Below are 14771 nucleotides of genomic sequence, written 5' to 3'. Positions count from 1 at the left end.
CGAACCGGCTCCTCGTCCCTGGACTTAAGCGTAAGCTCTGAAATCGTCATGTGTCGAAGCCCTCAAAGGCTCCGAGCATCGTGGCTCACGACCACGCGCGAAAGGTGGCGCCGGGACAGCGCTCACCCTGAAGTGAAACATCCGCCTCGAACATTTCGCCCGCAATTTCGATGGTCCGGCTTCCCGCCTCGATCCAGTCGCGACTGACACCGGCGGTGTGCTTTTGGAATAGCTCACAAGCTCAGCCGCAATGTCGCTCGCTTCTGCAAATTCCGGGTAGATGTCGGCTTCGCGGCACAGCCTCAGCCAACAGACTATAAAAAATGATAGTCAAAGGAGCTCGGTCCGGGAATCCGGCCAAGCTCGAAGGCGCTATGTCGTGAACTGGCCACTGCACGTTCATGCCGCTCGCCGGCGAACTCGCGGAGCGCGTGGGGCGCATGGATACCTTTCGCTTGAGCCAGTCTTCCGAGACAGCTGGGACGTTCACAAATTAGGGAAATATCCGCCAATTGTGCGAGTTGGCGATGCGATTTAGCGCGTCAAACACGGTATTGGCGCGGCGTTGCGGCACAAATCCGCCGAAAGACGCGGGGGATTCGCTCGGCTGCGCCAATATACTGCAGCGCAATAAGGGGAACAAAGGCGACTATGAACACAATCGCTGACGCTAAACTCAGCAGATCAGCCCTCCTGCCGTCAGACCAGAGAGGGCGGCCGGCCGGTGACAATCAGATCGTCGATGAACGCGACGAGGTTGTATCCTGTTCTAATGTCTGGAAGATTTTCGGCACCAGGGCGCGAGAAGCCATGGCAGCCATCCATGCTGAAGGTTTGAGCAAGGACGAGGTCCTCGCGCGCTTCGGATGTGTGGTAGCGGTCAAAGATGTCAGCTTTTCCATCAGGAGAGGCGAAATCCTCGCAATCATGGGACTTTCCGGCAGTGGCAAGTCTACTCTTGTCCGCCATGTGAACCGGCTTATTGATGCCACAAGCGGAGTCATCCGCCTCAATGGCGTCGATATCTCCAAGGTTACGAGCGCCCAGCTTCGGTCGATCCGGTCGAAGGACGTTGGCATGGTTTTCCAGGATTTTGCCCTTCTTCCACATTGGACAGTCCGGGACAACGTGGCCTTCGGGCTGGAGCTGCAGGGCGTAACCAAACTTGAGCGCTGGGCCAAGGCTCAGGCCGCGATTGAGAGAATGGACCTCAAGGGCTGGGAGGACCGTGTTCCATCGGAGCTTTCCGGGGGGATGCGGCAGCGTGTGGGTATCGCCCGGGCGTTGGCAGCCGACCCCTCTGTCTTGCTGATGGATGAGCCCTTCGGTGCGCTAGATCCTTTGATCCGCCGGGACCTCCAGGATCAATTCCTTGCGCTTTCACGCGACCTTGGCAAAACAACCTTGTTCATCACCCATGATCTCGAGGAAGCCTTCCATCTCGGCGATCGCATCGCAATCATGAAGGACGGCGCGATTGTTCAAATAGGAACGGCTGCAGAGATCATTACCTCGCCTGCGGATGCCTACGTCGCTGAATTTGTCCGCGGGATCTCTCGCGTTCCGATACTAACTGCGCGCCATGTGATGGCTGCGGCGGGTGCTGACCCCCTGCCCTCGGCAGCTGACCTCCCCGTCGCCACGCCTGATACCCCGCTAGCTGAACTGATCGCCATAGGGGCCCGAACACGGTCGGACATTATGATTGTGGATCAATCAGGGCGTGCGGTCGGCAAAGTGACTATTGAAACGATGCTGTCGTCGATGAAGGAGGTCCGCTGACATGACAAGGTCATACACGGATCAGGACTGGTCAAGCTCAATAGCTGAGTTCACGGGACCCAACAGTGCCTATTACCAAAGAAAATTCAACGACATTTTCAAAGGCGGCCGGGCCGGACTCCGTCCCAATTTTGCCGCGGGCTTAGTTGGCCCATTGTGGGCTGCCTCGCGCGGTTTGTTTGGAGCATTCCTTCTTTTCGGGTTAGTCGAGATCGCCCTGGTAATTGGCATCGTGTTTCTAAGCACCGGCGGTCTCACGGACGAAAACGTCGCGCGCGCCGTTTCGCTCGAAAAACTGGCCGAAACGCGCCTCGCCCAAGCGAATGAAGAACGTCAAAAGGGCAACGAAGCCTCGGCTAACCAGATGCTGGAGTTATCCAAATCTCTTGGTCAGTCGGCGTCAAAAGAACGAGCCGCTGCCAATGACAGGGCTAGGGCTGCGACGACGCTTATCGCGCTAACTGCGGCAGCACTGCTTGGTTTGCGAGCAATTCTCGCCATTGTAGGCGACAGGCTTTACTCGCGCCAATATATGCGGTGGCGGCGACACCGGGTGACGCCGTCAGGACGCAGTTACCTGCGTCTCCTTGTCTGCGCGGTGTTGCTCGCCATCATCTATGTCGTCGCGTTTTTTGGCGCCAGTACGCCGCAGCTCGCCAGCATGCTGGCCATTCAGTCAAACACTTCGATTGTGGCGGGTGTCACGGCGACGGTCCTTGACCAATTTTTCGCTACTCTGACGCAATCGGGGCGGTCGGTCTTTGACGCTATTACCGGGAGCATTTCGACACTGGTCGCGCTGGTGGAGAGCCTGCTTCAGGGTCTGCCTTGGATTTGTACCGTCCTCGTCGCGGTCTTTGCCGCATGGCTGCTTGCGGGAAGTGGGACTGCAGCCTTTACCGGGGCAGGATTGGTTTACCTGGCACTTTTCGGATTTTGGCAGAAAAGCATGGTCACCATCGCGCTATTGGGGACAGCCGCGTTGTTAGCGCTAAGCATCGGCATTCCCTTGGGGATCCTTTGCGGCAAAAGCCCCCGAGCCTACCGCCTATTCCGGCCTATCCTCGATTTGATGCAGACGATGCCGGCGTTCATCTATCTCGTGCCCATCATCGCGTTCTTCGGCATCGGAAAAACGCCTGGCGTCTTAGCAACGATAATCTTCGGTATGCCACCGGTAGCACGCCTCACCGCGCTGGGCCTTCAACAAATACCGATAAGCACCCGGGAAGCTGCGGTCGCGTTTGGAGCGACCCCTTGGCAGAGCCTTACGAAGGTCGAGCTGCCGCTCGCCATGCCTTCCATCATGGCGGGGGTCAACCAGACGATCCTGATGTGCCTGTCGATGGTGGTGATCGCTTCACTCATTGGGGCCGGAGGCCTAGGTGAGGATGTCCTGCAGGCACTTCAGTACGCGTCCGTCGGACAAGGTTTCTTGGTGGGGGCGGCAGTGCTGATCTGCGCCATCATCCTGGATCGGCTCATACAGGGGAAAAGGAGTACAACCCAATGAAAATCAAGCTTTCGATACTTGCACTCGCAGTAGCAATGGGGTTTTCCGCACCGGCTTCGGCCCAAGAGAAAATCAAGATCGGCTCCTCCAATTGGCCGTCTCTTCAGGCTATGTCCAGTGTTCTGAAGGAAATATCAGAGAAATACTTCGGCGCGTCCGCCGAAGTAGTCAACAGTACACTGCCTATCATCTTGGCTTCGATGGATAAGGGAGAGATCGACATCTTGCCGGAGATCTGGTCGCCGAACCACGACAGCCTGATCAATGCGTACGTGAAGGACAAGCAGACTGTAAAGCTGGGAAGTTTGACTTTCCAGACGATTTCCGGGATGTGCACCACCCGTCACACGCAGGAGAAATTCGGCGTGAAGTCGATCTATGATCTGTCACGTCCCGAGATCGCTGACGTTTTCAAAACTGCGGCAGGCGGCAAACCGAAACTTTGGGTCGGCCCTGCCGGGTGGAGCTCCTCAAAGACCGAGCTCATCCGTGCCCGAGACTACGGATATGCCGACCTCTTTGAGCTGACGACCGTCGAGGAAAGCCTTGCTGTTGTAGACCTGAACCAAGCGATACGAGCTGGCACGCCGTGGGTCGGCATCTGCTACACCCCCCACCCAACCTTCTCTCGCAAGGAAGTGGTGATGCTGGACGAACCGCCGCATGACCCGGCGAAGTGGAAGGTTGTACAGCCCGATCAGAACCCGAACTGGCTTGCGATGTCATCGGTCACGACCGCCTGGGCTCCGATCTCAGTCAACATCGCCTACGCCAAGGAGCTGGAAGCGAAGGATCCGAAACTGGTCGCACTCCTCAACAACATTACGGTTGATCCGGCTGAAATCGCCCAATGGATTGATGCGGTTGGCACCAAGAAAATTGATCCCGACACCTTCGCGAAGGACTGGGTCGCAAAGAACGACACTAAAATCCTCGGCTGGATGGCCGGCAAAGCCAAATAAGCATCAGATTCGAAAAGTAGAGAAGCCACATGTCATATGTAATTCCCTTTGATGCGGACGAGTACGAGGCGCGCCTTCGCAAGGTCAAGAGGCGGATGGAAGGCGTTGGAATAGACCTTTTGCTCTGTACCGACCCGGCGAACATTAATTACCTCACGGGCCTTGATGCGCTTTCATTCTACGTGCCGCAGGTCCTCCTGGTGCACAAGGACGAAGATGCACCGTTTTGGCTAGGGCGCCTGATGGACACATCGGCGCTCAAGATCACCACCCGCCTCCCAGCGGAAAACCTGCTCCCTTATCCGGAAACGATGCTGCACCAGCAGCACGTCCATCCGTTCCAGGCACTTTGTGAGCATGTTCAGTCCCGGGGATGGGGCAACCAGACGATTGGCGTTGAAATGGACGTCGACTACTACACCGCCCGTTGTCACCAGACCATTTTGGCCGGTCTGCCTAATGCCAAGATCGTCGACAACCGCCGTCTCGTCAATTGGGTTCGCTTGGCCAAGTCGCCCGCGGAACTGCGTTATATGCGAGAGGCCGGCAAACTGACGACGGTCGCCATGCAGGAGGCCATCGACAACCTGCTTGCTGGTAAAAAAAGTTATGAGGTGGCAGCCGACATCCTGCGCACGTCAGTCATGGGCATCGACGGCCTTTATGGAGACTCTCCTGCGGCGTTTCCATTTGTGATGGTGGGTGAGGATGCACATGCCTGCCATCTCTACTGGACCGACCGGGAGATGCCCAAGAACGAAATGGTGGTTGTTGAACTGGCTGGCGTGCGGAAACGCTATCACAGCCCGCTCGCCCGCACGGTCTTACTGGGCAAGCCGTCCGAGGAACAAAGCCGACTCGCGGATGTCATTATCGAAGGCGTCGATCGGGCGCTCGAGGCCGCCAAGCCAGGTGTAACCTGCGGAGAGGTCGAGAATATCTGGCAAAATATCCTTCGAAAGAACAATCTGTCGAAGGACAGCCGCGTTGGGTATCCAGTCGGGATCGCCTATCCCCCGGATTGGGGTGAGAAAACCGCCAACATCCAAAACGGCGACAAAACTGTTTTGGAAGTGGGAATGTGCTTTCACTTCCAATCAGGCCTTTGGCTGGAAAAGCAGGGCATCGCACTCTCGGAAACCTTTGCCGTTACAGATAGCGGCGGCGAGCGCCTAGCTCAGGTTCCACATCGCCTTTACTCCCGCGATTGAAGGCGTTGGCCGCACCGCCGAATGCGGTGCGGAACCACTCTCTCAAAGGAGGCGGTGGCTCCATTCAATGATCGTTAGGAGACCGGCAATGACCCGTTCTCCGCATCAGATAGACTCTTAGAAGGTGTGTTCGGACGTACTGGCGGGCCGCGTCATCACCAGTTAGAAATCGTACGGACCACTTTTCCGGCCTGTCGGGGGGAATCCTTTGGGCACTGAAGACATCGACGATTACGACAGGAAAATACTCAAAATCATTCAGGTGGATGCCGAGCGTCCGGCATCGGCGATCGCCGAAGAGGTGAACTTATCAGCCTCGGCCGTTCAGCGACGCATTAAGCGTTTAAAGGACATGGGAGTAATAGTCGCCACGGTTGCCGTAGTCGACGCGAAGAAAGTTGGTCGTCCGCTGGTCTTTCTGGCTGCGATCGAGGTTGAGCGAGAACGTAAGGACCTGCTCGGTCAGCTTAAGAAATGGCTGCTCGGGGAAAGCTACGTTCAGCAGGCATTCTATACCACAGGGGCGTCCGATCTGACCGTGATTATCACCGCGAAAGATGTCGAGGAGTACGACCATATCACGCAAATGATGGTCGAGATGAATCCGAACATCAAACGTATTAATACGAGCGTCTGCCTGCAGGTCTATAAACGCGGAAGTGTCATTCCCACTGACTGACCACGGCCGATCGCGCCGTTGCGGCGCGCTGATGCTGTTTGGCCGCGATTTCATGACCCGAAACGCCGTCACCCGTCGAGTTTCAGGCCGTATACTGCGGCGGGTTTTTCGGATGGAGCTTTGAAAATGGACGCTCAGACAGCGACGATCGTGTTTTCGCCGAAAACCGCCCCGTCGACGTTTAATGCACGGATTGGTTTCATTCTTTTGAATTCCGATGAGGTGGGTGAAGGCGCCTTTCAACGCCTGATGCCTGACGATGTCGCTGTCTACACAACTAGAACCGCGTACAGCCATGCGGGTGGCGGATTCACAACGCCAACATCGTTTACAGAGATCGCCAGTTCCCTTCCGCCCAGCGACCGTTTCGACGTATTGGCGTTCAGTTGCACCAGCGGTACGGTGGCGCTCGGCATACCGACGCTGTTGCGCGAGCTCGAGCAGGCTTGTCCAGGTGTCAAATATACGTCTCCTGGAATCGCGATGATCGAAGCTCTGAGGCACGTGGAGGCGAAGCGTGTAGCCTTGCTCACCCCGTACGGATATGACTTCCATCAGAAATTCCTGCCCTTCCTGGCAAGCGCCAACATTCACGTCGCGGCAGATGGCGTGTTCGATTGCAAGACAGATATTGAGATTTGCGAGCTAGATGTCGAAGAAATCCTCATCGCCGCCAGGGCTCTCGTCACACAATCAGCAGCTGATGCGTTATTCCTGTCATGCACGGCAATGCCGGTGGTTCCCCATCTTGCACGGTTTGAGCAGGAACTTGGCATTCCGGTAATGTCCAGCACCCAAGCGCTGGCTTGGCACGCCCTGAAGCTCTCAAAATATGCGGCACCAATTTCCGGTTTCGGCCGGTTACTGGACGCACAGCGGGCTTGAGAACAGCCCATCCCATCCGGCTGCTCGCGGCTTTTCCCAAACTACAAATACGATGCATTTGGTAGCGCAAGGGAAAGCTCTTTCAACGTCTCGACCACGATCCAGCGTCCAGCCGTTCGTGGGTAAAAGAGGATGACGTCCCCGCTATTCAGCGGTATAGGCTCTCCCCCTTCTGGCACGAAGCTTCCGTGTCCGGACAGGATTTGACAGAATTCCAGCCCCGCTGTCGTATAAGGCCACTCACCGGCGCCTCTTTCTCTCATCAAGATGCGCGTGGCGTCCAAAGGCGACATGTATACGAGCTTTTGGCGCGACGAAGCAGTCGTGCTCACCGCCGGGGGCGACGTCGTCAACTCTAGTTCCGCCGGGCATTTTACCAGGACCGGAGCAGCGATAGGTGCGCGCGGAGCAGTTGGGGTGTCCAGAAGAATTGGAATCATCATCGGGCCACCTCGACGCCGCTGATGCAGGCACTTGTTCGGTGAGACATACCATCGCCCGTCATGATCTCGTCAACGCGAGGACTGTCGAATACGCCGCGTAGGACCATGCTGAACACGTCCGGCCGTAGGTGAGTCAAAGACATCTAAAAGGCTCCGCTGGTGCAGCGCGTTTCGTCGGCGTGCGTAGCGTCATCTTAAGGTTCGGCAACGCCTGATAGCCGCAAACAAGCCTCGCATATCGCCGCGAAACCCTTCAGGCGACAAGAAATACGCGCGATATCCGCACAACGGTCCGGCTAATTTCCTCCCAGCAAATGCTGAAGGTGCGCGAGTGCAGCCGCTCCTTCATTCAATCATAGGGTACCATGACACATTTCCCCTTTCTGCGCCGCCGCGCTTTGGCATCCCGTCACCACGAGATTGTTATTTTAGGAGGCGGCATAGCGGGCGCGAGCGTTGCGTATCATCTCGCGAAGCTGGGCAAGAAGGATGTCGCTCTCTTGGAGCGGAACACGCTGACTTCAGGCACTACTTGGCATGCTGCCGGTCTGATCATGCAGACGCGTGGCACACATTCACTAACTGAAATCGCAAAATACAATGCCGAGCTTTATGACGCCCTTGAAGCCGAAACAGGCCAGGCTACCGGGTTAAAACGCAACGGCACACTCGGCGTCGCTCGGACAAAGGATCGTCTCCACGAGACCGCCCGCAACGCATCGGTTGCCAAGAGCTTTGGTCTTGAGGCCCACATGATTTCCCCGGCTGAGGCTAAGGCCCTTTATCCGGCAATTGACGATTCAATCATCGAGGGGGCGGTGTTCATCCCGCGGGACGGGCAGACAAACCCGATCGACACTTGCATGGCGCTCGCCGCAGGAGCGAAGCAGAACGGGGCCCGCATTTTTGAGAACCAAGAGGTAAAGGACCTTTGGCGGACGCCGGAAGGTCTCTATCAGCTCCAGACCGACTTTGGGATTATCGAGGCGGAAACCTTGGTTTTGGCCTGCGGGCTCTGGACACGGGACCTTGCAGCGAGGTTGGGCGCACGCGTCCCCCTGTACGCGGCCGAGCATTTCTACGTGGTCACCGAACCTATGGACTTCATCCGGCCGACGCTTCCAGTTCTGCGCGATACCGATGGTCACGTGTACCTAAAGGAAGACGCAGGCAAGCTTCTGATCGGCGCCTTCGAGCCTTGGGGCAAGCCTGTCGCAATGGAACGCCTGCCTAAGGAAACTGCCTTTATTGAACTTTGGGAGGATTGGGATCATTTCGAGCTGCCTATGACCAAGGCCATCGAAATCATTCCTGAGCTCTCCAATGCCGGAATCGCGAAGTTTTTCAATGGACCGGAGAGCTTTACGCCTGACCTGTTGTTCATGATCGGCGAAGTCCCGGGACTGAACAATCTATACGTTTCGGCCGGCTACAACTCTGAAGGTATCGAGTACGGTGCCGGGGCTGGCAGGGCGTTGGCCGAATGGATTGTCGCCAAGTCCCCCCAGATGGACATCAGCTTCGTCGACGTGGCTCGGTTCCACCCTTTCCAGATCAACAAGCGTTACCTGCATGATCGCACAGCCGAGGTGCTCGGCCTGCACTACAAAATGCATTGGCCCAGTCATCAGCGGGAAACCTCGCGCGGGGTCCGTAAGAGCGCCCTCCACGATCGTTGGGCCAAACTTGGTGCCAGCTTTGGTGAGGGCATGGGCTGGGAGCGTCCAATGTGGTTTGCCGGAGAAGGCCAGCCCACACAGAATGTCTACTCGTATGAGGAACCCAACTGGTTTCAAAACACAGCGGAAGAATGCCGTGCCGCGCGCGCCGATGCGGTGCTGTTCGACCAGAGTTCTTTCGGCAAGCACCTTGTCCAGGGCCGGGATGCCTGCCGCTTTCTCCAATGGCTCTGCGCCGGCAATGTCGACGTTGCAGTTGGCAAGCTGGTCTATACGCACATGCTCAACAAGAAGGGTGGTATCGAAACCGACGTCACCGTCAATCGACTCTCGGAAACCGAATACCTCATCATCTCGTCGGCCACCGTCCATCCACGTGACACCGCCTGGATCCGCAAGCATATCACTAGCGACTGGAACGTAACACTGACGGACGTTACCTCGGGCTACGCGGTGCTGTCGTTGCAGGGACCAAAATCCCGCGACATCCTCTCCAAAGTCACTGACACTGACCTTTCGAATGAAGCATTTCCATTCGCCACCAGTCAGGAGATCGACGTCGGATACGCGCGAGTTATCGCGAACCGGCTGACCTATATCGGAGAACTGGGCTGGGAGCTCCATATCCCCTCAGAGATGGCCCAGCACGTTTTTGACATCTTGTGGGAGGCCGGAAGCGAGCACGGGCTAAGACCAGCCGGCTACCACGCGCTCGAGCATCTCCGCTCCGAACGAGCATACCGAGAGTATGAGCTTGACCTTACTCCGGTTGACACGCTGCTTGAGGCCGGACTTGGCTTTACGATTGACTGGTCCAAGCCCTGCGGTTTTCAAGGCAAGGATGCCACGGAGGCCCAGAAGGCAGCCGGCACCCCGCGCAAGCGGCTCCTCTCATTCAAGCTGAGGGATCCAAACCCCCTGCTCGTTCGCGAAGAGCTGATCCGATACGATGGTGGCATTGTCGGCTACATCTCCTCTGGGGTGCGGAGCTTTACCTTAGGGTCATCGATAGGGCTAGGCTACGTCAACCACGCTGATGGCGTTAGTCGGGAGTGGATCGACTCGGGAAGCTGGCAGATCGAAATTGCTGGCAAGCTTTATGATGCAGACGTCTCGCTCCAAGCCTTTTTCGATCCGAAAGGCCTCAGGACCAAGGTCTGACGGTCTCAAGGCTCAGGTAGGCGTAGAGATGCTCGCGATGAAGCTAGCAAGGCGTCTGTTCAGTCTTTATCTAGGGCCTGGATTCTCCCTACAGGCTTTCTCTTCCGCAGTAGAGGCCTTAAGGCTCGCCAACGAAGTGCTTGAAGCAGAAAGTTACGCTTGGCGAATTGTATCTGACGACGGACGCCCTGTGACATCGAGTTGCGGCCTTACGATCTCCGTCGATACGTCACTCAACGAGGAACGCGGCCTTCTTGGCAAAATGGGCCTTTTCCCCTCGGTCGCTGTAATTTGTGGTGGCAGCCACCCCTTAGCCGAAAATCGGACTCTACATGGCTGGTTGCGGCAATGCCGGGCTAGAAAACTGTATCTGGTTGGCATCGCGAGCGGGGTCTTCAGCATCGCCCAGACCGGTCTGGCGGATGGACGAAGATGCGCAGTGCACTGGGAGCAGTTCCCTTCGTTCGTGGAACAATTTCCAAGTGTCACTGCGGTTCAATCTGCCTATGAGATCGACGGTGACACGTGCTCCTGCTCGGGTGGGGATGCTGCTTTCGACATGTTCGTGCAGTTTGTCATTGAAGATTATGACACCGCTATTGCAAGCCGGGTGTGCGAGAAGGCCGTCGTTATGAGGGTTCGTCAACCTGGAGATCGTCAGAGACTGCCTCTTCGTGCAGGTGCGGCAATTCACCATGACGGCCTGTTGAAGATCATCGAGCAGATGGAGAGGACTCTCGACGAGCCGGTAGCGCTCGAAGACATGGCTGCCTCGAGTTGCTTGTCTCGGCGCCAAGTTGAACGCATCTTTTCGAAACAGATCGGACGTTCGCCTGCGCGCTACTATCTCGAGATGAGACTTGAGCGCGCGCACTTGCTGATCCTGAACTCGCAACTCCCAATCGTCGAGATCGCGATGGCCTGTGGTTTCGTCTCGGCCTCGCACTTCTCAAAGGCATATAAGGAGAAATACGACATGACTCCAAGTGACGCTCGCTCGGAAGCCATAGAACGCCGGCGAAGCGGGCCAGCCGCGCGCCCTGTTCATTTTGCTCACGGGGGCTATGAAGCCGGCCGCCTCGGTAAACACAGCCAAAGTGCCTGATTTTAGAATGCCGTCACGTCGGACGTGCACCTTCTAACGGGCATTGTCTGTCATAAGCCGCTGTTGGCCAATCTCTTTGATCGCCAATGGTTTATACTCTCAGACTTGAAGCGGGTCTAAGCACCGCATTGCGGCAACCAGACTAGCTCACGATACACACGCGGCAGTGAGAAAAAGTGAGCGCTGATGACTGCTGCGAAACTCGACGCGATCGACCTCAAAATCCTCGACGCCATCCAGCGTGACGGACGCATCACCAAGCTGGCGCTTGCCGAGCAGGTCGGGCTGTCACCGACACCGTGCTGGATGCGGCTGCGCAAGCTGGAAAAGGCCGGCATCGTTTCGGGCTATCACGCCCGGATCGCCATGCGTGTCGTGGCACCGGTCGCAACCGTGCTGATGGAGGTGACGCTGGCCAGCCACCGCCAGGCCGATTTCGACCGCTTCGAGCGCGTCATCCGCGACATCGCCGAGATCGTCGCCTGCTGGTCGGTGGGTGGCGGCGTCGACTATGTGTTGAAGGTGATGGCGCGCGACATCGACGCCTATCAACGGCTGGTGGACGGCTTGCTCGATCGCGAGATCGGCATCGACCGCTACTTCACCTACATCGTCATCAAGACGGTGAAGAATGAGACCGTCTTGCCGTTGGCCGACTTGCTGCCCGCGCGATCGTAAACGGCCCACAGAGATATCCTTCTACGGTAACGTTGTCTCTGCGCGTAGGCACCTAAATAGTCCCTTTGTGTGCCGACGGCGAATAGTCTTCCCGTCAGTCCGACAGTCCGACCCGGGAGGGCTCGCCCAGTCCGCGCACTTTGCCCGCACGATCCGCCATGACGCGCTCGACCGCCTTCGCCGACCGCCGCCTGCTGCGCGAGTTCGCCTATGTCGATGGCCAGTGGACGGCGAGCGAGGCCGCCGAAAGTTTCGAAGTTCCGATCCGGCTAGCGGTGCCACTGTCGCCTTCGTCGCCGCGCTGGACGCCGGACAAAGGCGGCGTGGAGGGTTCTGCTGTCGCAGGAGCGTGCCAGAATTCTGCGAAAATGGTTCGAGCTGATGATCCCCCGCCAAACATCTGGCCTGCTAAATGACGCTCGAGCAGGGCAAACCTCTGAAGGAGTCGCTGGGCGAGATCGACTATGCCGCGTCGTTCGTCGAGTGGTACGCCGAGGAAGCCAAAACGCCTCAACGCCGAAAGCATCAACAGCCATTTGCCACGCCGAGATGATGGTGCGGCGCGAGCCGGTTGGCGTCGTCGGCGTCGTCACGCCATGGAACTTTCCATCGGCAATGCTGACGCGCAAGGCAGCAGCAGCGCTTGCCGCCGGCTGCAGCTCGACGCCAAGCTCGCTGCTTGCGGCCAGGATTGCCTGGCTGCCGACCGTAATCTTTGTGCAGCGGCCGGTCTATGACCGGTCCTGTGCCGCCTTCGCTCGCCGCGTGCGGACAGGCAACGGGCTCGCTGAAAAGACGAAACTCGGACCGCTGATGCATGAGCGCGCCGTCAAGAAGGTCGAGGAACAGGTCGCCGATGCGCTCGCCCGCGGCGCGCGTTGCCTTGCTGGCGGCCAGCTTCACGCTGCGGGCCCGCTGTTCTATCAGCCCACCCAGCTGTTCGATATTATCGACGACGCACTGATCATGCGCGAAGAGACTTTCGGTCCGGTGGCCGCGGTGACAAGGCTCGACGACGAGGCGGAGGTGATCGCCCGCGTCAACGCCACCGAATATGGCCTGGTCGCTTATGTAGTGACCGAGAACGGCGCCCGCCAGCAGCCCATGGGCCGCGCCCTCGACCATGGCATGGTCGCCATCAACCGCGTCAAGTTCACTCTGCGCGCCGATCCCGTTCGGCGGCGGCAAGCAGTCAGGCATCGGCCGCGAAGGCTCGAGCCACGGGCTGGAAGCCTTCACCGATCTGAAGTACCTCTGCCTGGACGTTGCTTAAGTCCATCGCTAAATTTCAGCCGCAAAGCGGTCGAATACTCAGCCTGCGGAAACGGCCGCGCACCCTTGCTCATCATTGTATTGCTTGGGAGAAGTCTTTAATTGTGGGCCTTTAAATGCTAGTGACTCTTCAAAGCCGCCACGTCTTATGGTCGGCCAGATTACTGGCTTAGCAGCAACCTGCAGTATCGTATTGACAATTCAGTTGTCGGTACGAGCAGATCGTCGGAAGCTCCGAAAGTTGGCGTATGAAGGCCCGTCTCATTGCCCGGTTCTTGACTACCGAACCAAAAGTAAATCGAAGGTACGCAGCTGGAATAATAGCCGAAATCGTCGCTCCCCGACAGGGGCGGTGGTTCAACGAATTTGGTTTTTCCGACTGTTTCAACAACGAGATCCCTGAACAGGTCGACCATGCCTGCGTCATTGATTACGGGTGGATCCCCCAGGTGAGAGGTAAAAGCCGCCTCACCGCGATGGGTTGCCGCAATGCCTTGTGCGACCTCGCGAACGCGGCGCACTATATCGGCACGCCGTACAAGACTAGCGGTTCGTATCGTGCCCGTCAGTAGAACCGACGGACAAATGATATTGCGAGCCTCACCGCCCCGAATGGTCCCTATGGTAACCACAGCCCCATCCTCACTGGGAAACTCGCGCGAAACTACCTTCTGAACTTCGTTAATGAAGGCGGCCGCAATAGCGATTGCATCCACCCCCTCGTAAGGCATGGCTCCGTGAGCCATTAGCCCAGTGAAAACGACGTCAAACTGGTCCGCTGATTTCGTGGCCGCACCCGGGCGGGCGCCGTAGACTCCCGAGGGAATACTTGGCAGCACATGAAGTCCAACCGCTGCATCGAACCCATCAAGAAGCTTTTCCTTTAATACCGTCAGTCCCCCTACCGGTTCCATCTCTTCTGCGGGCTGGAAGAAGACTCGCACCCTACCGGAAAACTCTTCCCTCATCCGATGGAGAGCAAGCGCAGTTCCGAATGCGATCGAAGTGTGCATGTCGTGGCCACAGGCATGCATGCGGTGAGGCAGCACCGACTGGTATGACAAATCATCGCGCTGCTCCTGGATGGGCAGCGCATCAATGTCTCCACGCAATGCCACCGAGCGGGAGGAACCGGAGGCTAATCCCTGAATATCGATGTAGAGGCCTGTTTCGTGGAATGGCTTGGCGTCGGTAAGTCCAAACATCTCCAGGGCTTGGCGGATTCTGGCCTGCGTCTTCCACTCATGATTTGACAGTTCAGGTTCGCGATGCATCGTACGCATACGCTGAAGGCCGCCTATTGACGCGTACCTTGTGGCGTTAGTGTCCGCTTAGATTTTAAGTGGACGCTTAGCAATGAAATATCTGGCTATGGAGCAGCCGTCGAGGGTGGAAGCGAGC

At 57.4% G+C, this 14771-nt stretch carries 11 protein-coding genes and 1 pseudogene; 10 read left to right on the top strand and 2 right to left on the bottom strand.

The features are described 5' to 3' along the window. Positions 1-651 precede the first annotated feature (651 nt). From O7A70_RS32630 to O7A70_RS32605, 6 genes are all read left to right on the top strand, one after another. Positions 652-1782 carry a quaternary amine ABC transporter ATP-binding protein gene (locus O7A70_RS32630; protein WP_337144014.1) on the top strand — a complete coding sequence of 377 codons (1131 nt, stop codon included), beginning with the start codon at positions 652-654 and terminating at the stop codon, positions 1780-1782. A gap of 1 nt (position 1783) precedes the next feature. After that, positions 1784-3295, top strand: coding sequence for an ABC transporter permease (locus tag O7A70_RS32625; RefSeq protein ID WP_337144013.1), 1512 nt, complete (start codon positions 1784-1786; stop codon positions 3293-3295). After that, a complete protein-coding gene (locus O7A70_RS32620) occupies positions 3292-4257 on the top strand; it encodes a glycine betaine ABC transporter substrate-binding protein (protein WP_337144012.1) in 966 nt (321 codons plus the stop codon). The genes O7A70_RS32625 and O7A70_RS32620 overlap by 4 nt, the downstream gene beginning before the upstream one ends. A gap of 29 nt (positions 4258-4286) precedes the next feature. After that, positions 4287-5468 carry a M24 family metallopeptidase gene (locus O7A70_RS32615; RefSeq protein WP_337144011.1) on the top strand — a complete coding sequence of 394 codons (1182 nt, stop codon included), beginning with the start codon at positions 4287-4289 and terminating at the stop codon, positions 5466-5468. 208 nt (positions 5469-5676) lie between these two features. After that, complete coding sequence (locus O7A70_RS32610) at positions 5677-6147, top strand: Lrp/AsnC family transcriptional regulator (protein WP_337144010.1); 471 nt, start codon at positions 5677-5679, stop codon at positions 6145-6147. 126 nt (positions 6148-6273) lie between these two features. Then, positions 6274-7032 carry a maleate cis-trans isomerase family protein gene (locus O7A70_RS32605; protein WP_337144009.1) on the top strand — a complete coding sequence of 253 codons (759 nt, stop codon included), beginning with the start codon at positions 6274-6276 and terminating at the stop codon, positions 7030-7032. A 41-nt stretch (positions 7033-7073) separates the two neighbouring features. On the opposite strand, the gene O7A70_RS34405 is transcribed toward O7A70_RS32605, so the two are convergent. Continuing rightward, positions 7074-7295 (bottom strand): cupin domain-containing protein, encoded by a 222-nt coding sequence (locus O7A70_RS34405; protein ID WP_442921249.1) that lies wholly within the window; start codon positions 7293-7295, stop codon positions 7074-7076. A 545-nt stretch (positions 7296-7840) separates the two neighbouring features. Here O7A70_RS34405 and O7A70_RS32600 point away from each other — a divergent pair. From O7A70_RS32600 to O7A70_RS32585, 4 genes and pseudogenes are all read left to right on the top strand, one after another. Further along, complete coding sequence (locus O7A70_RS32600; RefSeq protein WP_337144008.1) at positions 7841-10315, top strand: GcvT family protein; 2475 nt, start codon at positions 7841-7843, stop codon at positions 10313-10315. A gap of 28 nt (positions 10316-10343) precedes the next feature. After that, positions 10344-11420: a GlxA family transcriptional regulator gene (locus O7A70_RS32595; protein ID WP_337144007.1), complete on the top strand. Its 1077-nt coding sequence runs from the start codon at positions 10344-10346 to the stop codon at positions 11418-11420. Between the two features lie 186 nt (positions 11421-11606). Further along, complete coding sequence (locus O7A70_RS32590) at positions 11607-12098, top strand: Lrp/AsnC family transcriptional regulator (RefSeq protein WP_337144006.1); 492 nt, start codon at positions 11607-11609, stop codon at positions 12096-12098. A 151-nt stretch (positions 12099-12249) separates the two neighbouring features. Next, positions 12250-13371, top strand: a pseudogene (locus O7A70_RS32585) (aldehyde dehydrogenase family protein). A 160-nt stretch (positions 13372-13531) separates the two neighbouring features. Here O7A70_RS32585 and O7A70_RS32580 read toward each other — a convergent pair. Then, positions 13532-14653, bottom strand: a complete 1122-nt coding sequence (locus O7A70_RS32580) for a M20 family metallopeptidase (protein ID WP_337144005.1) — start codon at positions 14651-14653, stop codon at positions 13532-13534. Positions 14654-14771 lie beyond the last annotated feature (118 nt).

Origin of the sequence: Mesorhizobium sp. Cs1299R1N1 (assembly GCF_037179655.1) — a bacterium.
Lineage (GTDB): Bacteria > Pseudomonadota > Alphaproteobacteria > Rhizobiales > Rhizobiaceae > Mesorhizobium > Mesorhizobium salmacidum.
This window is presented reverse-complemented; position numbering and strand designations above follow the sequence as displayed.